Here is a 19,838-nt window from a genome sequence, read left to right as displayed (position 1 = left end):
GTTATTGCACTATCACGCGCTTGGTCAGGGTGGTCGTACCGGCCCGCAGGCGCAGCGTGTACACGCCGGCCTTCACGCCCTTGGCACTCACGGAAAGGCTCGTGCCGGCGGCGGGCAGCGGAGCCGTGTGGTGGCTCACGACCTGGCCGAGCGAGTTGAGCAGGTCGGCTTCTACCTGCGTGGCCCCGCTCACGGCCGGAATCAGCACCGAGAACTGCTCGTGGGCCGGGTTCGGATACACGCTCACGTCGGCCGCCAGCGTCGCGGGGTTGGTGGCCAGGGGCCGCAGGGCGCCGAAGCTGAGCGTAAAGCGGCCCGTTATCAGGGCGGCGTTGCTGGCCGAGAAGCGGTAAGTGCTTTGCTTGGTCAGGTCGACCTGCTGGCCGGTTTCGGCGTCGAGCAGATACACCGGTGTGCTGCCGAAGTTGGCCAACGAGGCCGCTTGCAGCGTGTAGCTGCCCGTCACGGGCACGCCCACGGTCAGGGGCACGAGGGTGGCTGGCATAAGGGGCAGGCCATTCACGGCCAACCCCTTGCCGACGGCTACCGAAGCCAGGTTCAGGCCGGTGGTGTTGGGCAGCTTCTCGGCGTCGTAGTGGTCATCGAGGCCGGCGGTGGCGCCTTCCTCGAAGTACACGTAGGTCGGGTCGTGGGTGCCTTGGCTGCTGACCAGGTCCAGCTGCAACGCGGGCCGCAAATCGGCGGCGGGGCGGTTGAAAACGGGGTTTTCGAGCGTAGTAGAACGCCAGGCGCTGATAAAATTGAACGAGTTGACCGTCTGGCTGACCCGCACGAAGAAGCCCTGCATGGAGCCGATGATACCGCCGGGCAGGCTACCAAAGCCGTTCTGAAAAACCTGGTAAGTGCCGCCGTACTGGTCCGTCGACTTGTAGACGTACACGGCATCAATCATACCGGTGGGCAGGTTCACCCGGACTTTCTTCCAGTCTAGCGGCGCGGGGTACGGGTTGCCCAGAAAGTGCCAGCCCGAGTTGGTTTCGGTGCCCCGGGTCAGGGCGCCCACGGCCACCGAGCCGGTATTGAGCGTGCCCACCAGGTCCACGAGGCTGCCGGCGTCGAGGTTGCCGGTGTAGCCGCGGCCCCGCACCAGGTTCGAGCTCAGGGCTTCGGGGGAGAAGTAGCCGTAGTCGAAGTTCTGGGTTATCGGGCTGGTGCCCACCAGGCGGGCTTCGTTGTAGCCGAATACCGTCGGGAAAGGAGTTACCGCGTTGCCCAGCGTATTGTAGTCGGGGTTCACCACGGGCGTGTAGGTCCCGGTGGCCAGGTCGGCGAAGGTAGCGGCGGCCACCGGCGAGCTGTAGTGGCGGTAGCCCAGGCCCGAGTTCAGGCTGGGGTCAATGTAGCGCTGCACCACGGCCGTATTGCCGCTGATGATGCCCGTGCCGCTGTTGACGACCATAGCCGTGCCGGCACCGGAGGAAAGCAGCGTCAGGGCGTTGCCGTTCAGCACCAGGTTGCCCGACGAGCCGATGGTCACGACTTGCGCCACGCTCACCGGGGCCGACAGCGTAACGGGGCTGGCGAAGTTGTTGATGGTCAGGTTGCGCACCTGGCTGGGCAGGCCCGAGCCGGTTACCATTGCCCCGCTGCCGGCGTAGGAGTAGCTGGCATCGGTGGAGAAGCTACGGGTGCCGGTGGTTTGGATGGCACCGGTAGCGCCGCTGGCCGCAATACCGTTGGCATTAGCCGTGCTCAGAGTACCGCCCGAGGCCAGCGTGAAGCTGCCATTTCCGCCGATTACGTAGGTAGAAGTGTTGAGCGTGCCGCCGTCGGCCACGGTCAGCTGGAAGGTCACGGTGACGTTGCTGGAAAGCGTGGCCGTGCTGCCGCTGCCGATGGTGATGCTATTGTAGCTGCCGGGCGGAATCGTCTGGTTGCCGGTGATTACCAGGTCCTGCACCAGGGCAAAGAATTGGGGGCTACTGGTGCCGTTGGGCGAAGTCACCGTCAGGTTGCCGCTCTTGGCGCCCACGGGCACTACAATCCCGGTAATCTGGGTGCCGGCCGCGTTTATCACGAAGCCCGAAGTGGTGGTTGGATAGGTCGAGACGTTGGGACTTTTCTCGAAGGTAATGGTCGTCACGCCCGTCAGGTTGGTACCGCTCAGCGAAATCGTGCCGCCTATCGGGGCCGAGCCGGGCGTCAGCGTCAGCACTGTAGGCGTCAGGTCAACGACAAACGTGGAAGCCGCCCCGGCCGGGCCGTCGTTGCCGGCCTGGTCCTGCAGCGTGGTGCTGATGGTGTGGGTGCCGGCCGCCAGGGGCGTGGGCTGAGTCAGCGTCCAGTCGCCGGCCGCGGTGGTCGTGGCCGTGCCGACGCTCGTGCCATCTACCAGTACGGTTACGCGGCTCAGCGCCTCGGCCGTGCCGCTGTACGCGGGCTGGCCGCTGGTAATAGCGCCGTTGAGTGGCGAGCTGAGCACTGCTGCCGCGGTGGGCGCGGTCCGGTCGATGGTATATACTTCGCCGGCCGTGTAGGGCAGGTTGCTCACCATGCGGGTAGCCCCGGGCGTGTTGGAGGTAAGCTGCACGCTGATCGTGCCTTCGCCCGTACCGGTATTCACGACAATATCGTACGTTGGCGACCCAAAGCTAAAGGGGGCGGCGCTGGTAATACTGGCGCCGGTGATACCAGCGGAGGCGACCAGCGTGAAGTTGCTAGCGCTCAGCGCCGGTTGTGGGCTGTTCGTCAAGATCATCCGGAACGCCACACTATTAGCGTTGGTCGAGGCGGCAGTGGGCGTTTGGCGTACCAGCCTGTTGACGGTGATCCGCAGGTAGGCATCGAAGAAAATGCCGTTGCTGATACCGCCCGGAGCCGTTACGGTCATCAGGCCGCTGCGGGCCCCAAATGGAATCACGATGCCCGTAATCTGGGTGCCGTCGTCGCTGATGGTAAAGCCGGAGGTAGCGGTAACGTTACCCGGGTTGCTGGGATTCTTGTCGAACTTAATGCTCGTGACGCCATACAGGTTGGCGCCGGTCAGCGCAAACGTGTCGCCCTCCGGCCCGCCGCCGGGCGTGGTCGAGGTGAGCGTAGGCGCCGCCGGAGTCACGGTGAAGTTCACCACGTTACTGTTCAGCGTACCTACTACGGCGTGCACGGTGTGAAACTGGTTGCTCAGGTTGGTCGGCTGCCGTACCTGCCAGTTTCCGCTGGCATCGGAGGTAACCGAAATCCGGGTAACGCCCCCGTCCACCCACACCGTTACAGCGGTATTGGGGCCCGTGGTGCCGGCATACACGGGCCGAATAGTCGTGACGACACTGTTATTAGTGGGCTGAGTAACGCTAACGGTTACGGCAGCGGCCGGGGCCGTAGCTGCCGCCGTCAGCGTGGCCAGCAGCCCGAGCAACAGCAGGAGCAGCCGGCCTAGTTTGGGAATACTACCAGAGGAAAATTGGGTCATAACGCAATAGGAAGAAGTGGAAAAAGAGAGGATGAAAAACAGCGGGGCACTGCGGAGCAAAGCCGGCGAGATGCACGATAAAGCGCATAGAAGTTGAGCGGTACCCTTCGCCAGGGCACCCACCAGAGTAAAACGTCAGCGGCACCCAGGCCCAAACCGCACGAACAGATCAACCACCTAGTAGTGAATCAGTAACGAGCTAACCCAGTCGTAGCGGGCGGCAGATTAAGTAACCGGAAAGGAGAAAAATAACGCGGAAAACAAGACTATACCACGAACCAGCACAGGATAAATCCTAGATACTATGCGATAATCGGGAGCTAAGCTACGACACAATTGCTGAGCCAGCTAATAATATTTTTTTCACTTTCAATTGCCACAATTCTCATAAACAGTTTTTCTATTATACAATTAATACTATACCATTCTCCCCCTGGCCCCGAAACGCCACGCCCAGCTTGCCAGGTGCCTTTGCCCCTAAACACTTAGCTCAGTCGGGCAGCAGGCGAAAAAGCCGCGGCAGGGCTTCGCATGGGCCGATACATTCCGCGAAAAGCCCCGTGGGTTCCACCAAATGCAGCGGAACCCACGGGGCTGGAAAGTGTAGCTGTAGCTACTCGTGGCCGGCTTAGGCCCGGCGGGGCCGCAACGCCAGGTAGTCGAGGTAGTACAGGATTTTCACCGACACGGAGTTGTTGTGGGGCGTGTTGATGGTGTTGTTCAGGTTGTCGAAGTAGAGCGGAGTGGCTTCGTTGGCCTGCAGAAAGGTGGAGCCGGCGTTTTTCCAGACAATGCTGACCTGGGAGCCGGGCGCAAACCACCACGAGTACACCGCGTCCACGTTGAAGGCGTTGAAGGTGTTGTCGCGGTTGCGGGCGTAGGCAACGGGGGCTTCGTCGCCGCCGGGGTTGAGGCGGGCAAAGCCCAGGTAGCGCACCGTGCTGGTGTAGTGGCGCGTGCGCACCGTCAGCGACATGCGGTTGGTGAACGTGTAGGCGGCCTGCAATACGTTGGATACCGTGACCACGCGGCGGCGGCCCAGCAGCACGGCCCGCGGAAACTCCTTGAGCACGGCCGCATCCTCGGGGTACTTGTCGCTCAGGCTGCCATCGTCGCCCCGGCTGGGGTTCACGTAGCCAATCTGGTTGCGGTTGGTGCTCCAGTCGAGGCTGTAGCGGAAGTTGAGCTTGTTATTCACGCGGTAGCGCGGCGACACGCCAAAGCCGATGCCCAGGCGGCGGGGCCGCTCAAACCGGTCTTCCTCCCGGTACACCCGCACGCCGCCGTTCAGATCCAGGGCCAGCTTTTTGCGGTAGTCCGACGAGGCAAAGGCCCCGAAGTTAGCGTTGGCGGGCACCCGCACGTAGTACTCGCCCAGGGGCGACTTGCGCGGCTCGAAATAGTCGCGGTTGATGGGGTTCACGTCGAAGTTGAAGCCCGTGGTCAGGAAGCTCTTGGTGAAGGTCGTGTTGGCCCCGCCGTAGAGGTTGGTTTTCTGGTAGAGCGTGGGCTTGTAGAGAAACGACTGGTCGAGGCCGAAGTAGGAGTAAAAGTTGTTGACCTTCCAGAAGGGCTTGTAGTGGTTGTAGTTGCCGTAGATGCCCTGGCTGATGTTGTTGTTGCCGAACAGAATGCCCAGGTCATTGGGGTTGTAGCTGTGCGACTCAATGCCGTGGTTCACGCCCCAGGTGAAGCTGCCGCTGATTTTGCTTACGCCCAGCTGGTACTTGTAGCCGTCCCGGTCGTCGATCAGGTCGTCTTCGTGGAACACGTTGCCGCGCCGGCGCGAGTACACCAGGCGGCCATCCACGGCGTAGGAGTTTTTCTTGTTGGCAAACCGGAACAGGCCGCCCGTCACGTTGGCGTCGTAGGTGCGGCCGAAGCGCGTGACGTTGGTGTTGATTAGCGAGACGTAGGAGTTGTTTTTCAGGCTCTGGTCGAGCACGGCAATGTTGTAGTTGCTGAAGGGCTGGGTCAGCTCCTGGCGCTCCTGCCCCGTCTCATTGTCGCGGATGGTGGCGTACACGTCGTTGCTGGCGGCGTTGAACACCCCGATGCCCAGCCCCTTGCTCGTACGCCCCGACACCTTGGTGGCGTTCAGCAGGCGGGTTTCGGAAGGGTTCCGGATGATTTTCTCCTTATCCGACTTGCTCACGCCGTAAAAGCCGATGGGCGTGGCGCCCACGCGGCGCGAGTAAAACAGGTTGCCTTTGTTGAACAGCTCAGTGCCCTCGGTGAAGAACTGCCGGTTTTCGTTGAACTGCACCTCGAAGGGCGAGAGGTTCAGCACCTGGTTGTCGCTCTGCACCTGCCCGAAGTCGGGCACCAGGGTGGCGTCCAGGGTGAAGCTCTCATTGATGCCCCACTTGACGTCGGCCCCGCCGTTGAAGCTCGTGGTGGTGCGGCGCGTACCGTCGTCGGCCACGGGGTTGTGGTTCACGTAGCCCGATATGTAGGGCGTTAGCGACAGGCGCAGCGGGGGCTCAATGCTGCGCAGGTTGGTCAGCGTGCCCCACTGGTTCACGAAGCCGTCGACGGCGGGCTTCACCTCGTTCCAGAAAAACGCCTGGTTGTCGCGCTTACGCTGGCGCATAAAGTTCAGGCCCCACACCTGCTCGGGGGCTTTGCTGAACCGGATGGCCGAGTACGGAATCCGCATTTCGGCGTACCAGTCGGTGCCTTTCACGCTGGTGCGCGAGTCCCAGACGGCGTTCCAGTTGAAATCTTCGCCCCCGGCCGGCGAGTAGCGCGCGTCCATCTGCACGCCGCCGGTGGTCACGAAAAAGCCGTAGCCGTTGAGCTTGTCCTGGTAGGTATCCAGAAAAATGCCGAAAAAGTCGGTGTTGCCGAAGTTGTCGCGCGCGGTCAGCTCCCGCATAATCGAGTCGCCGGCCACGTCGTGCATCACGGCCCCGATGTAGAGGTTGGCGTCGTCGTAGAGCACGCGCACCTCGGTTTTGTGCTTCTCGGGCGGCCCGGGGTTGGGCCGGTTCTGGATAAAGTCGGTAGCAATGGCAGCCTGCTGCCACACGGCCTCGTCGAGCACCCCATCGAGCTTGATGGCCTCGCTGATGCGCAGGGCCGACAGCTGTTTTTTCGGGGCCAGCACCTTGGCATCGGCCGCGGCGGAAGCCGCCGGCGTGGGCGTCTGCGCGGCAACGGTGTACGTGAGCAGCCCCAGCCAACAACAGAGAAGTACACGTAAGCTCATGAACGCAGAATGAAGGAAAGAATGGGGAAGTGCGTGAATAGATGATAGCCGATGCCTAATGGTTGCTCAGCTAGGCGGAGCAGGACACAAAAAAGGCCTGCCCGGTGGCAGGCCTTTCCCTGAATGGCGCCGGCTATTCGGTAATAACGACGTCCATGTTGAAGTTTTTCTCGTCGTTTTTGCCCAGCAGCGTCCGGTAGCGTTTCGCCGTTTCCGCGGATTGCTTCTGCCCGTTGACCGACATTCCGTTCTGATTGAGCTGAAACTGGTACGAGCGGGCCTCGGCGTCGATGAGGCCGTCTTTGCGCAGCTGCTCGCCCAGGGCCACCGAGTTCACCTTCACGTTGCGCGGGGCCCGCGGAGGGCGGGGCGGCGCGGGCGGGGCGGGGGCCACGGGCGCCAGCCGACTGCGCGAGGCCCGGGAAGCACCCGGCGCCAAGGGCGGAACCGGCGGCAGCGGCGGCAAAGGAGGCGTCGAGGTGTACTTCGAGCCGCCGGAGGTATTGGAGTAAATCCGGCTCACGTTGCCGCCCGAGTTGCTGAACACCATCGAGCCCGACGTGCCGAGGGTGCGGCCGGTGCCTTCCTCAAACAGCTTCTTGTACTTGGCAGCCACGGCGGCGGGCTGCTGCTGCCCATCGACCACCATTCCGGTACCTTTCAGCACAAGCTGGAAGTTTTTGCGGTCTTTGATCAGGTTGTCTTCTACCAGCTCATCGACGATACTCTCCTCCACTTTGTTGTTCTGCTCTTCCCGGATGGCCCGCTCCCTTTCGCGCTCCGCCCGGGCTCGTTCCCGCTCGGCTTGCTGCCGTTCGCGCTCGGCCTGCTGCCGCTCGCGCTCCAGCTGGGCTTGTTCCCGGTCGGCCTGGCTGGCTTCCAGCTCGCGGCTGCGGGCTTCTTCCTGCCGGGAGCGGAGCTCGTCGCGCCGCTCGCGCAGGCGCTCCAGCTCCTCGCTGATCCTGGCGCGGGCTTCGGCATCAGTTTCGTTGCGCTCGGCCTCGCGCAAGGAGTGCTCGGCATCTTGCAGGGCCTTGGCGGCAATCCGGTCGGTGTCGACCGTGACGGCGCGGCCGTTGCGGATTTCCACGCGGTTGCCGTCGCTCAGCACGTAGGCGCGGCTCGTGCCGCGGCGAATTTCGTCTTCGTTCCGGCTCAGGTCCTGCTCCAGCCGCCGCATCGAGCTGCGCAGCTCTTCCTGGTCGCGGGCCGACATGCCGTAGTTGCGCGAGTCGAAATCGAAGTTGAAGCTCGAATTGGAGCGGCTGCGGCTGGCGCGGCTGCCGGGGGCCAGCCGAATGATTTCGGTGCTGTTGCCCTTGGCTTTCTGCTTGCCTTCTTCCATCTCAATGCGCTGCCCATCGACGTAGAGCTCCGTAACGCGGCCCTTCTTGTCGCGCTTTACTACCACGGTGCCGCCGTCTTTGCCCCGGCGCAGGGGCTCGTCCTCGTCGGCTTCCCGCACGATTACCGTGTGCTGGTCGCCCTTGTCCTTCGACTTATTTTTGCGCTTCTTCTTGTCGTCGTCGTCGTCACCAGCCACGGTAGCATCCGGAAAAGGCACCGGGAATTCCGAAGGCGCCAGCTCGACGGAGGAGTTGAGCTGCAGCGCGTGCAGGCTTTTTTCCCACATGCTGTTTTCGGGTCCGAACACGGCACCGACCAGCTCCCGGGCCTTTTCGGGCCAGGGCCGGGGGTTGGCCATCGACACCACGGTGGTCAGGCCAATCAGCGCCAGGCCGCCCATTACGACCAGCGCGGCCATGAAGCCCTCCGAGAAGGTCGGCGCGGCCCGGCGCTGCACCAGCCGCCGGATGCGGCCCAGCAGCGAGCCGTCGGGCCCTACCGCCGACAGTGCCAGCTGGGGTATGGGGTACACGCGCTGCCCCATTTCAGCCAGGGCCGCCAGGGCTTTGGCCAGCGTCAGCGGGTCGCCGCAGATGGCGGTGGCTTCGTCGTCGCAGCAGTTTTCGCGCTCGGTGCGCAGGCAGGCCGTAATAAACCACACGGCGGGATGGTAGAAAAACAGGATTTCGGCCATCGACTGCAGAATGTTCATCAGGTAGTCGCGGCGGGCAATGTGGGCCAGCTCGTGGGCCAGAATGGCCTCCAGCTGGGCCTGGCTGAGCCCCATAACCGTGCCCAGGGGCAGCAGAATTACGGGTTTCAAGTGGCCGGCCACCAGCGGGGCCTTCACCAGCGCCGACTCCAGCAGCGTAATGGTGCGCTTCAGCCCGGCACGGTCGGCCAGCACGTTCAGCCGCTCATTCCACTGCGCCGACAGCGGCTCGACGCGGTAGTGGCGCAACCGCTGCACGTACGCCAGGCCGCCGAGCATGCGCAGCGTCATGGCCAGCAAGCCCAGAAACCAGGCCGCCACAATCAGGGGCAGGTGCTGGTCGAAATACTGCCGGCCGGTTTCCAGCAACGAAACCGACTGCGCGGCCACTACCTCCCGCGACGTAGCCACCGTCGTATCCAGCAGATTCGGCGTATCAGTTGCGGCGGAAGCCGGGGCCGCCGAAGCCGCCGGGGCGGCGGTGCGGGCCAGGGCCACGGCGTAGTGGCGGCCAAACGTAGCCAGCGCCAGCCCGAGCATGGTTAGCAGGGCCAGGCCGGCCACGTTGTAGCGCACCTGAGCCGAGTGCCGGCGCAGCACCAGCAACAGCCCCACCAACGCCAAGCCGACCACCGCGCCCTGCCAGAGCGAGTGTACTATCGTCCAGCCGACGGCCCGCACGAGTTCCGGCGACAACACATTCTCAAGCCAGCTCATCGGGGCCTCCTTTCTCAGTTTCGGGTTTGTCGTTTTCGATTTCGTTGAGCAGAGTCCGGATCTGGCGCAGTTCTTCCTTGGACGTGCGGCGGTTGCCCAGGGCCTGCATCACCAGCTTCATGGCCGAGCCCCCAAAGGCCGCTTCCACGAACCGGTCGAGCAGCAGGCCCTGGGTTTCTTCCTGGCGCACGGCGGCCCGGTACACGTGGGTGCGGCTGTCGTCGTCGCGCAGCACCAAGCCCTTGTCGAGCATGAGCTGCAGCAGCTTCAGGGTGGTGGTGTAGCCTACTTCGCGCTTCTGGCTGAGCTCGTCGTTCACGAACCGGACGGTGCTGGGGCCGTGCTGCCAGAGCACCTGCAAGATTTCAAGTTCCGATTCGGTGGGTTTGGGAAGGGGTGCCTTACTCATAGCTAGGGGTCTTTTCTTGATACGAACTACTTCGTACATCAAACATATACGAAGTGAATCGTAGAAGCAAATTTTATCTACGATTTATTTCGTATAAATAGAAAACAAACAGAAAAACCAGCCGTAAAGCTGGTTTTTCGCAGGATAACCGGTCAGGGTGCGGAGCCGTTGTTTTTACCGCCCGTGCACCCCGCCTGGCTTATTGCCTGAGCAGGCGCGCCGTGCGCAGGTGCCCGGCCTCGTCCTGAAGTAGAATCAGGTATAGCCCGGGCTTCACGTCTTTCAGGCTGAGTGGCTGATTCGTGGTGCCGGTTTTCAGCAGGCTGCCCGTGATGGTGTAGAGCGAAAACTCCCGCGGGCTCTTCCACCCTACTACCACCGCATCCGCCGCCGGGTTTGGGCTAACCGTGAGGGCGAGTTCCGCCTGTGGCTGCCCGGCTCCCAGGGTGGTTGGGTAAGCGGTGCTCAGGTAATACAGGTTGGCGGTAGTGCCTTTGGCAATCTGATGCGGCCCGGCCGGCAGCGTCAGCGTCAGCCGGCCCGCGCTGACGGTCTGGCTCACGTTATCCACCTTAACCGTGCCGCTGAAGCTGTCATTGAACACCATCGTGACGGTGGCCGACGCGGTGGTCGTGAAGGCAATGTTCGTCGACGACTCCAGTTTCAGGCACTGCGTCAGGTTCAGGCCATTATACACCACCGTGCCCTGCGAGGTCGACAGGTTGCCGGTGATAGTGTAGAAGGTGCTGGTCGTGCCGGCCAGGGTGAAGTTGTGCACCATATCGGCCGCCGTAGAACCGCCGCCGCCACCACCGGATGCCGGCCCGTCGCCCTGCACGGAAACCAAGCCCGTGGCATAGTTGACCAGCGCCGTTTGCAGCGGCACGTTCACGGCCGAAGAAACATCATCAACGGCGTTGTTAAAGCTCCACTTAAAGTCGCCGCCCTGCACGCGGCCCGCATACTGCACTACCTTGGTTTGCGCCGCCGCCGGGGCATCGGGCGTGTAGGCGTACATGACGGCCGGGTTCGTATCGAAGTTGTTGTACGTGTTGGCGCCGTAGGCCGACACGACGGCGCTGCCCACCTGCTCGCCGCGGGTGGTAGCCACGTAGGCATCAAAGTCGACCGTGGACTTCGGGTAGCCGACCGCGCCGTAGGGCACGAAGCGCTGCTGCCCCACCATGTAGTTATCGAAGGCCTTGATGGTGCCCCCGTTCTCGTTCGAGAAAATCGGCATGTTGTTGTAGTCGTTGGCCTGCGTCACGGGGTTGTACACGTCCGTGCCCTGCATGGAGGTCAGCATCGGGTACTTGCAGTTGCGGAAGTAGTTGCCTTCCATGAACACCGAGGAGCCCAGCGTCGAGCCGGCCCCGTACTTGGCGTTGCCGTCGTAGTAGTTGTTGTACACGTGGGCCGAATAATACCGCACCCGGGGATGCCGGGAGTCGGAATGGTCGTACCAGTTGTGGTGGTAGGTGATGTAGAGTCCCTGCGTCGAGGCTTCGCTCAGCCCCAGCAGGTTCGACTTGCCCGAATCCCAGAAGTGGTTGTAGGCGAAGGTCACGTAGGTCGACTTCTTGCAATCCAGCGACCCGTCGCCTTTCGCCTGGTCGGCGTCGCTGCCCGCGCGGCCGTAGAAGAAATCGACGTTGTGCACCCAGATGTGGTCATTGTCCTGCTGTAGGCCAATATTGTCGCCCTCGTCACTGTCGCAGTTCATGCTGCCGAGGTTGCGGATTTCCACGTTGGAAGCACTTTTCACCCGAATACCCCAGCCATTGGCCACGGCATCGTTGCCGACGCCTTCCAGGGTAATGAAGCTGGTCGCCAGATTGTTGTTTTCGATAACCAGGTCGCCACTGAGCAGGTAGCTCGGGTCGGTGATGTTGCCGACCAGGCGCACGAGCAGCGGCCGCGCATCCCGCCCTTTCTTAAAGCCGTCGAGAATGGTTTGCAGCCCCACGCAGGGGTTCACCGAAGCACCGGTCACGTTGAGGGAGACGGTATTCTTGGTGTTTTGCGTGATGTAGAGAATAACGGCGTTGCTTTTCACCGTGCCGTCGGCGTTGTAGGCGCCCGGCACCCGGCCACCGCTAAAGGCAAATCCGGTCCGGTCCTGGGCCCGCACCGTCAGGGAGCTGGTCACGGTGGCAGTGCCTTCGACTCCCGAAACGACGGGCACGATCTTGAGCGTGTACGTGCCGGGGGCCAGACCCAGCGCGTCAGCCCGGTAATAGGAGCCGTAGCTCCGGATGAGCTGGTCGTCGAGCTTCTGATTGACGAGGCCGCCGCCGCTGTAGTACACGTTGTAGCTTTGCGCCGTGGCAAGGGGCTGCCACCGCACGTACGCCGACTCCAGCCAGCCACCTGACTCTAAGATGGTTAAGCTCTGGGCCCGCAGCGCCCAAGGCAACAGCAGCAATAAGAGTAAGGAAAGCAGATGCTTCATACGCCGGGGAATTTGGGTGGGTAGCGGCAGAAGCCGCCAGCGGGTAAGGTTCACTTAAACCTACCTGCTAAAATCCAGCAAATGAGCACCTAGTAGGGCAAAGCCCGCAATAAAGTTATGCAAACGTTGCCGGCAACGTTGCCGGAGGCAGCCAGTCGAAAACCGGCGGCCCCGCCCTACCCCAGTTTCCCGCCCGAAACCGGCAAAAGTATCTACGCCGGCACCTTGGCCCGCTTGCGCTTCATCGTCACGCGCGACCTTTCGCACACGCCCCCAAACGGCGGGTTGTACTTCGACACGCTCACCTTCACCGATTTCACGTGCGGAAACTGCCCCAGCACCCGGTCCAGAATCCGGTGGCCGACGTGCTCCAGCAGCCGCGCCGACACGGCCATTTCCTCCTTCACGATGCCGTAGAGCACCACGTAGTTCACCGTGTTGTCCAGGGCGTCGGACGTGCCCGCCGCGTGCAGATCAGTGCCCACGTAAAGGTCAACGCTGTACCGGTTGCCGATTTTCTGCTCCTCATCATAGAAGCCGTGGTAGGCAAAAAACTCCATTCCTTCCAGTGCAATCTGGCCCATGCGGTGAGGTAGTGAAATTGTAAAGTGGTGAAATGGTGAGTCCTTTTCTCACGCGGCCGGCTCGGGTCTTACCGGCCGGGTAGTGGCTAAAAGTATGCTATAACTACCGGAAACAGCGAAGCCCACCCCAAAGGGCAGGCTTCGTCGGGACTCGTTTACAAAATCCGGCTAATCCAAAAAATCCGTCGAAACGAAGTTCGGCGTAGCCAATCCGGGGGTTAGATTTCGTCGAAAAAGGATTTCTCGGCGGCGCTGGCCGCGGCCATGCCGGGGTGCGTCGCGGGGGAAGGCTGGGTGATTTCCGGGTGGTTGGGGCCTACGGGCTGAATATCGGGCGCGGTGGGCTCGATGTGGGGCGCGTCGGGCTCGGGCACGCGGGCCGGCTCGGGGTTATAGATGCGCGACGGATCAACGTAGCCGGGGTTTTCGTGGGGCGTGCGGTTGGGCTCAATATCGGGGCCGGGCGTCTGGGCCGGGGCGCCGGGGTCGGGCTGCTGGCCCGGCTTGGGGTTGTAGCTGCCCGGCTGCGGCCCGATGGGGCGGGCGGCGGGCTGGTCGAAGGCGACGCCCCCGCCAGCGGCGGCGGTGGCTCCCGCAACGGCGGCAACGGAAGAAGTGGAAGCAGAGCCTACGTACATGGCAGTGTCGGTTTCAGGTGAGGAATCGGGTCTGCTCACCTTTACGCTTGCCGCCCGCGAAAGGATGGCGGCGGCCTCCGTTTTGGGCCGGGCCTTCACTTTTTCCACCTTGTCGAGCGTGTCGTTGGCCAGGCGCTGCAAGTCGCGCACGAGGCTTTCGAGCTGGTTTTCCAGGCGCTGGCATTCCTGGCCCAGGCCGTTCACCTCCGTTTTCATCTCGCCCACGGTTTTCTCGGCCTGCTTATAGGCGTCGTCGACCACCTGGCGGGCTTTCTGGCGGGCGTCATTGAGCAGCTGCTCGGCCTTGAGCTGGGCTTCGCGCACCCGCAGTTCGGCGTCGCGCTGGGCTTGCTCGGTAATGCTGTTGCCGGTGTCTTCGGCCGTTTTCAGGGTGCGGTAGAGCGAGGTTTCCACCTCCCGCATCTTGCTGACTTCCTGGGTGGCGTGCTCCAGCTTGAGGCGCAGCTCGCGGTTTTCGTCGCCCATCCGCTCCCACTGCTGCGACAAGGTCACCAGGAAAGCTTCTACTTCTTCTTTGTTGAGGCCCCGAAAAGCTTTTTCAAAGGTCTTCTGCCGGATATCGAGGGCGGTAATTTTCATAAGGCATTGGGGGCGACGTGCAGCTCCCACACGGCAAGACTTCGGTCGTCGCTACACGAAACTAGCCGTTTCCGCGGTCCGGACCAAAATAACTTGTTCACCGAAGTGCCGTGTCCGGCGTGCCGGGCCTTGTCGAGCACGCGCAGCAGCCGGAAGCTCTCGGCCTCCCAGAGCTTGATGGATTTGTCCATGCTGCAGGTGGCAAAAAACTGCCCGTCGGGGCTGTAGGCCACGTGGTTGATGGCAAACAGGTGGGCAATAATGCTCTGCTGCTCCCGGTAGCCCTGCTGCACGTCCCAGATGCGCAGGTGGGCGTCGCGCCCGGCCGTGAGCAGGTAGGTGCCGTCGGGCGAATAGGTGGCCGTAAACACCGAGTTGGTGGAGCCTTCCAGCGTGTATTTCACCGTCAGCGTGGCCGCGTCGAGCACCCGGATCAGCGTGTCGGAGCCGCCTACCGCCAGCTCGCCGCGCTGCTCGTGCAGGGCCAGGCAGCGCAGGCTTTTCTCGGAAAGGCGCAGCAGCTGCAACAGCCGAAAATCCTCACCGTGCAGTACGGCCAGCGTGCCGTCGGCCATAGCCACGTAGATGCGCTGCCGGGCCTCGGAGTACGCAATGTCGAAAATGGCCACGGGGGGCAGCGCGGTGGCGTGCACCAGCTTTTTGGCTGGCCGGTCGATTACCTGCAAGCCCTGGAAGTTGTGGCCGATGAGCAGCAGCTGCCTTTTGGGTAGATACCGCAGGGCATACACCGAGTTTTCGACCCGGGCCACCAGCTCGCCGTCCTGCTCGGGCGCGGCGCTGTCCCAGGCCACCACAAATCCATCGGAGCCGGCCGAGTACACCACCGTTTCCTGGGCCGAGCCGGTCAGGGCGTAGACGCAGTCGTGGTGGCCGGTGAGAGTGGCAAGCTTCTGAACCTCCGGACGAAAAAGCAGCGGCATGGCGTTGGGTTAGGATTTAGGGCAAAAATACGCCAGTTTTGACGAGGTCAGCCTACACAGGGCGTGGTGGCGGCTACGGCTAGCCCGTTATCTATCTTTGCGGCTGCTAAGTCCGACGCGGCTTTCCTCCCGTATCTTTCCGTATGCCGCTCCATTCCGTCACGCCGCTTTCCGACCACGCCCTGCTGGGCTTGTGGCAGCTGACGGAGCAGCCCGCCGAACTGCTACAGCAAGTGCCCCGGCCCGAGCTCTACAGCCAGCTGCAGCCCGCCACCCGCGACGAAAACCGCAACCTGCAGTGGCTGGCGGGCCGGGTGCTGGCCCACGCCCTGCTCCAGGAGGCTAACCCCGCCGCCCGGGCTGTGCTGCGCAACGACGCCAACGGCCGCCCTTTTTTCGAGCAGCTGCCCGATTACGCGGTTTCCCTGTCGCACTCGGGCGAGTGGGTGGCCGGTATTGTCGCCACGCGGGGCCGCGTTGGCACAGATATTGAGTTGATCCGCACCAAAGCGCAATTGTTGGCTGCCAGGTTTTTATCGAAAGACGAGCTAGCCAACACCGGTGACGACGTAGCCAAACACAGTCTCTATTGGAGTGCCAAAGAGACGCTCTACAAGCTGCATAGTCGCCGGGGCCTGGTGTTTAAAGAGCAAATTCAGCTCAACCCGTTTGAGCTGCGGGAGGCAGGTGTGTTGACGGGGCACCTGCTGCTAGAAAACTCCCGCAGCCAACACCAGATTCATTACCAGCGCCTCACGGCCGACTACCTGCTCACCTACTGTGTAGAAGACGTCGCGCCGCCCTCCTTCTGACTTCCTCTTCCCCTATGACCTTTCGCCGAATCTCGCTTATTGCCGCCGCGGCCCTCGTTTTCTCTGCCCTGGCCGTGGGCGTTGCCCGGGCCCAGGATGGCCGCACCATCAGTGATTTCAGCCTAAAAAGCCCTTCCAACGCTACCGTCACGCTGAGCAGCTACGCCAAAAACAAGGCCGTAGTGGTGGTGTTCGTCAACCCGAACTGCGCCTTTTCCAAGCTCTACCAGAGCCGCCTCAACGCGCTGAATGCGGCGTATAGCGGCCGGGGCGTGCAGTTCCTCTTTATCAATACGCCCATCAACCTGGAAGCCACGGCCGATGCCGCCGACACCGAGAAGATGAAGGTGAAAACCACCGGCGCCGACGACTACCCCTACCTGACCGACGAAAGCCAGAAGGTGAGTGCCCTGCTGGGCGCCACCAAAACCCCGGAGGCCGTCGTGCTGGAGCCCTCCGGCACGGGCTTCGTGGTGCGCTACAAAGGCGCCATCGACGACAACGCCCAGGTGGAAGCCTACGCCAAAGACAAATACCTGGCCCAGGCCCTCGACAACGTACTGGCCGGCCGCCCGGTAGGCACCACCGAGCGCCGCGCCGCCGGCTGCCTGATCAAGAAGCCGTAATTTCTCCCGCGTCGTTGCGAGGAACGAAGCACCGGAAGGACAGCGTAGCTAATCCGTCCTCGGCTGGTGACAACCGCCCTTTTACCAGAAAGCCCTTTCCTGCTCGCACGGGAAAGGGCTTTTGCTCGTAACGCGAAGTTCCACTTCGCGAGGCGGCCGCGCCATAACAACGACCATCGTTCAACGACTCGCGAAGTGGAACTTCGCGTTACACGGTTCAGGCCTCAGGGCCCTTTACAATAGAGGGCTCAGTACATTTCAGAGGACGGATTGACGCCGCTTCAGGCGCGGAATGGCTTACGCCTCGCCATAACACGTCTTGTGCATCTGGCCCAGGCTAATCTTCTTCGCCGCTACCCAGCTCGGTGTCCGTCGCCTCGCCGCTTTCGTCGGTGAGGATGGTCAGCAGCTTGCTGACTTCGGCAGCTTTGGCGGGTTCCTGCATCTTTTCGAAGCTGAACACGAGGTTACGCAGGGCGCGGCGCACGATGTCGAGGTGGGAACAGGGCTCGAAGAAAATGTCGTTCGACGAGAGGTTGAGCTGGGCTACGTAGTGCTCGATGTCGGTGCGCGACAAAATCAGGCCCCGGTTGTAGCAGTTGATGTAAAACGCGGGCACCGTGCGGTCTTCGGGCCGGTAGGTGAGCACGAACAGGTTGGGCAGATTCACGCCGAAAATGGGCAGATTCAGCCGCTGGGCCACCAGCAGGTAGATAACGCACAGCGTAAGCGGGTTGCCCCGGCGCGTTTCCAGCACCAGGTGCAGCATGGAGTTGGCCGGCGAATGGAAGTTCTGGGTGTTGGCCGCGAACTTATGGGTCCGGAACAGCACGTGGTTCAGGGCCTGAATCTGGTCGGCGGGGTGCATGTCGGGCCGCAGCAGGGTCCAGACTTCGAAGCGCAGCTGCTCGATGGCGCGGTTCAGGGCCTGTAGGTCGGCGTCGGGGTACTGGTAGGAGTTGAGTAGCCACATGCCTTCCAGCAGGTTTTCGCCGCCCGAGTCGCGCCACACGCGCAGGCGCTGCTGCAAGCCCTCAAACTGGAGGTTGTGAATCAGGTCTTCGAGGCGCTGCTGCTGCTGCGGGTCGAGACTTTCCTCCCACGATTCTTCTAAAAATGGAATTATACTTTCCCCCAGCGTCTGAATACGGTCCTGAATCTGCGGGGCAATTTCCGGATCATCCAGCAGGGAAATAAGGGCTTTAATTTCTTTGTTGGTCATGGATTGGCGAACGGGCAGCCGGCAAAAACGGCCGCCGAAATGCGGGGAAGAGCAAATAAACGCAACTGGCGCGGTATCACCACGGCCAGTGGCCCGGAATTAACATAGATCAGGGGGCGTATTGTTCAATTCCAGGGGCACAAGAATGGGTCGGTTGGGGCTTGGCAAAGAACGGCAGGCCGAGCACAGGAAACACCACGGCAGAGGCGGGAACCGCTGCGCTTCTTCTCTTCCCCGCGTCTGTCATCCTTCATCTGGCGCACGCCCAGCGAAGGATGACAGGCAGTTTAGCAACGACAGCCCGCGAGATTCCTCGCTCTGCTCGACATGACGTTCTTTTACCCCTCCCCTACCGCAGCAGATTGGTTTTGGCCAGCTCCAGCACTTCGTCGCCCCGGCCGCTCATAATGGCTTTGAGGGTGTAGAGGCTGAAGCCCAGCACCTGCTCTTTCTGAATGGTGGGCGGCATCGACAGCTCGGTGCGCTTCACCACCGCGTCCAGAATCACCGGGCCGGGGTGGGCCAGCATGTCGGCAATGGCGGCGGGCAGCGCGGCCGGGTCCGTGACGCGGATGCCCCGCACGCCGGCGGCTTCGGCCAGGGCCGCGAAGTTGGGATTTTCCAGGTCGGTACCGTAGTTCAGAATGCCCGAAGCCTTCATTTCCAGCTCCACGAAGGCCAGGCTGTTGTTATTGAAAATAACGATTTTGACCGGGGCCTTGAGCTGTTTCAGCGTGAGCAGCTCGCCCATCAGCATGGCAAAGCCGCCGTCGCCGGCCAGGGCAATAACCTGGCGACCGGGAAAGGCCAGCTGCGCGCCCAGCGCCTGCGGCATGGCGTTGGCCATGCTGCCGTGGTTAAAGGAGCCCACGAGGCGGCGCTTACCGTTGAACTGCAAATACCGGGCGGCCCAGATGGTGGGCGTGCCCACGTCGCAGGTGAAAATGGCGTCCTCGGCAGCCTGCTCGTTCAGCAAGCGGGCCACGTACTGCGGGTGCATGCTCGTGTCGCCGTCCTCGCCGGTGGCCAGCTCGTCGAGGTCCTGGCGGGCTTCGCGGTAGTGGTCCAGGGCCTTGGTCAGGTGGTGGCGGTCCGACTTATGATTCAACAGCGGCAGTAACGCCCGCAGCGTAGCGGCCACGTCGCCGACGAGGCCCACCTCGACCCGGGCCCGGCGGCCGATATGCTCGCCGCGCACGTCGATCTGCACGGTGCGAGCCTCCTGGGGCAGAAACTGCACGTAGGGAAAATCGGTGCCGAGCATGAGCATGGCGTCGGCAGACATGAGGGCCTCGTAGCCGGAAGTAAAGCCCAGCAGGCCGCTCATGCCCACGTCGTAGGGGTTGTTGGGCTCCACGTATTCCTTGCCGCGCAGGGCGTGAACAACGGGAGCCCCCAGCATTTCGGCCACTTGCAGCAGCTCGGCGTGGGCCTGGGCGCAGCCCGCCCCGGCCATAATCGTGACTTTGTCGCTGGTGTTGAGCAGGTCGGCGGCGGCGCGCAGGTCTTCGAGGCCGGGCACCAGCGTAGCCTTGCTGCGCAGCACCGGCAGCCGGGGCTCGGGCGCTTCGGCCTGCTGGTGGCTGATGTCGCCGGGCACGACCAGCACCGCCACCCCGCGCTGGGTCAGGGCGGTCTGGATGGCAATTTCGGTGCAGCGCACGGCCTGGTCGGGGTGGCCGATCAGCTCACAGTAGGCGCTGCACTCCTTGAAGGTGGTTTCGGGGTGGGTTTCCTGGAAGTACTGGCTGCCGATTTCGACGCTGGGAATCTGGGCGGCCAAAGCCAGCACGGGCACCCGGCTGCGGTGGCAGTCGTAGAGGCCGTTGAGCAAATGGGTATTACCGGGCCCGCAGGAGCCGGCGCACACGGCCAGCGAGCCCGTGACGTGGGCCTCGGCCCCGGCGGCAAACGCCCCGGCTTCCTCGTTGCGCACGTGCACCCACTCAATACCCTCCCGGGCCCGGATTACGTCGGTGATGCCGTTGAGCGAGTCGCCGACCACGCCGTAGACGCGGGTGACGCCGGCCGCAATCAGGGTATCGACAATAATTTCAGATACGGTTTTCTTCGCCATAGCGCTGCAGAATAAGGTCCGAAGGCTATACGGTTCAGGCTGAAATTGGGAGGAAGCGGG

12 protein-coding genes are annotated in these 19,838 nt (G+C 62.7%); 2 read left to right on the top strand and 10 right to left on the bottom strand.

Translation table 11 applies throughout. The features are described 5' to 3' along the window. Position 1: 1 nt before the first annotated feature. The 8 genes from E5K00_RS18440 to E5K00_RS18405 all read right to left on the bottom strand — a co-directional run bounded on the left by E5K00_RS18440 (position 2) and on the right by E5K00_RS18405 (position 15,041). Positions 2-3,430, bottom strand: a complete 3,429-nt coding sequence (locus E5K00_RS18440; RefSeq protein WP_135464746.1) for an Ig-like domain-containing protein — start codon at positions 3,428-3,430, stop codon at positions 2-4. A 628-nt stretch (positions 3,431-4,058) separates the two neighbouring features. Further along, positions 4,059-6,641: a DUF5916 domain-containing protein gene (locus E5K00_RS18435; RefSeq protein WP_135464745.1), complete on the bottom strand. Its 2,583-nt coding sequence runs from the start codon at positions 6,639-6,641 to the stop codon at positions 4,059-4,061. A gap of 133 nt (positions 6,642-6,774) precedes the next feature. Beyond that, positions 6,775-9,396: a M56 family metallopeptidase gene (locus tag E5K00_RS18430; RefSeq protein WP_167856944.1), complete on the bottom strand. Its 2,622-nt coding sequence runs from the start codon at positions 9,394-9,396 to the stop codon at positions 6,775-6,777. A 7-nt stretch (positions 9,397-9,403) separates the two neighbouring features. Next, the gene (locus E5K00_RS18425) at positions 9,404-9,826 is read right to left on the bottom strand and encodes a BlaI/MecI/CopY family transcriptional regulator (protein WP_135464743.1); all 423 of its coding nucleotides are present in this window, start codon (positions 9,824-9,826) and stop codon (positions 9,404-9,406) included. 199 nt (positions 9,827-10,025) lie between these two features. Next, a complete protein-coding gene (locus E5K00_RS18420) occupies positions 10,026-12,278 on the bottom strand; it encodes a pectate lyase family protein (protein WP_135464742.1) in 2,253 nt (750 codons plus the stop codon). Positions 12,279-12,490: 212 nt separating this feature from the next. Next, complete coding sequence (gene folB, locus E5K00_RS18415) at positions 12,491-12,862, bottom strand: dihydroneopterin aldolase (RefSeq protein WP_135464741.1); 372 nt, start codon at positions 12,860-12,862, stop codon at positions 12,491-12,493. A gap of 218 nt (positions 12,863-13,080) precedes the next feature. Further along, positions 13,081-14,100 (bottom strand): DivIVA domain-containing protein, encoded by a 1,020-nt coding sequence (locus tag E5K00_RS18410; protein ID WP_135464740.1) that lies wholly within the window; start codon positions 14,098-14,100, stop codon positions 13,081-13,083. Continuing rightward, a complete protein-coding gene (locus E5K00_RS18405; protein WP_135464739.1) occupies positions 14,097-15,041 on the bottom strand; it encodes a WD40 repeat domain-containing protein in 945 nt (314 codons plus the stop codon). The genes E5K00_RS18410 and E5K00_RS18405 overlap by 4 nt, the downstream gene beginning before the upstream one ends. Positions 15,042-15,184: 143 nt before the next feature. Between E5K00_RS18405 and E5K00_RS18400 the strand changes: the two genes are divergently transcribed. Both E5K00_RS18400 and E5K00_RS18395 read left to right on the top strand, forming a co-directional pair. Then, positions 15,185-15,853: a 4'-phosphopantetheinyl transferase superfamily protein gene (locus E5K00_RS18400; RefSeq protein ID WP_135464738.1), complete on the top strand. Its 669-nt coding sequence runs from the start codon at positions 15,185-15,187 to the stop codon at positions 15,851-15,853. Positions 15,854-15,867: 14 nt separating this feature from the next. Continuing rightward, on the top strand, positions 15,868-16,479 hold the full coding sequence (locus E5K00_RS18395) for a redoxin domain-containing protein (RefSeq protein ID WP_135464737.1): 612 nt from the start codon (positions 15,868-15,870) through the stop codon (positions 16,477-16,479). 337 nt (positions 16,480-16,816) lie between these two features. Here the strand turns inward: E5K00_RS18395 and E5K00_RS18390 are convergent, their stop codons facing one another. Further along, positions 16,817-17,701 carry a transglutaminase-like domain-containing protein gene (locus tag E5K00_RS18390; protein WP_135464736.1) on the bottom strand — a complete coding sequence of 295 codons (885 nt, stop codon included), beginning with the start codon at positions 17,699-17,701 and terminating at the stop codon, positions 16,817-16,819. Between the two features lie 349 nt (positions 17,702-18,050). Continuing rightward, positions 18,051-19,778 carry a ubiquinone-dependent pyruvate dehydrogenase gene (gene poxB, locus E5K00_RS18385; protein ID WP_135464735.1) on the bottom strand — a complete coding sequence of 576 codons (1,728 nt, stop codon included), beginning with the start codon at positions 19,776-19,778 and terminating at the stop codon, positions 18,051-18,053. Positions 19,779-19,838 lie beyond the last annotated feature (60 nt).

Source organism: Hymenobacter aquaticus, assembly GCF_004765605.1.
Lineage (GTDB): Bacteria > Bacteroidota > Bacteroidia > Cytophagales > Hymenobacteraceae > Hymenobacter > Hymenobacter aquaticus.
This window is presented reverse-complemented; position numbering and strand designations above follow the sequence as displayed.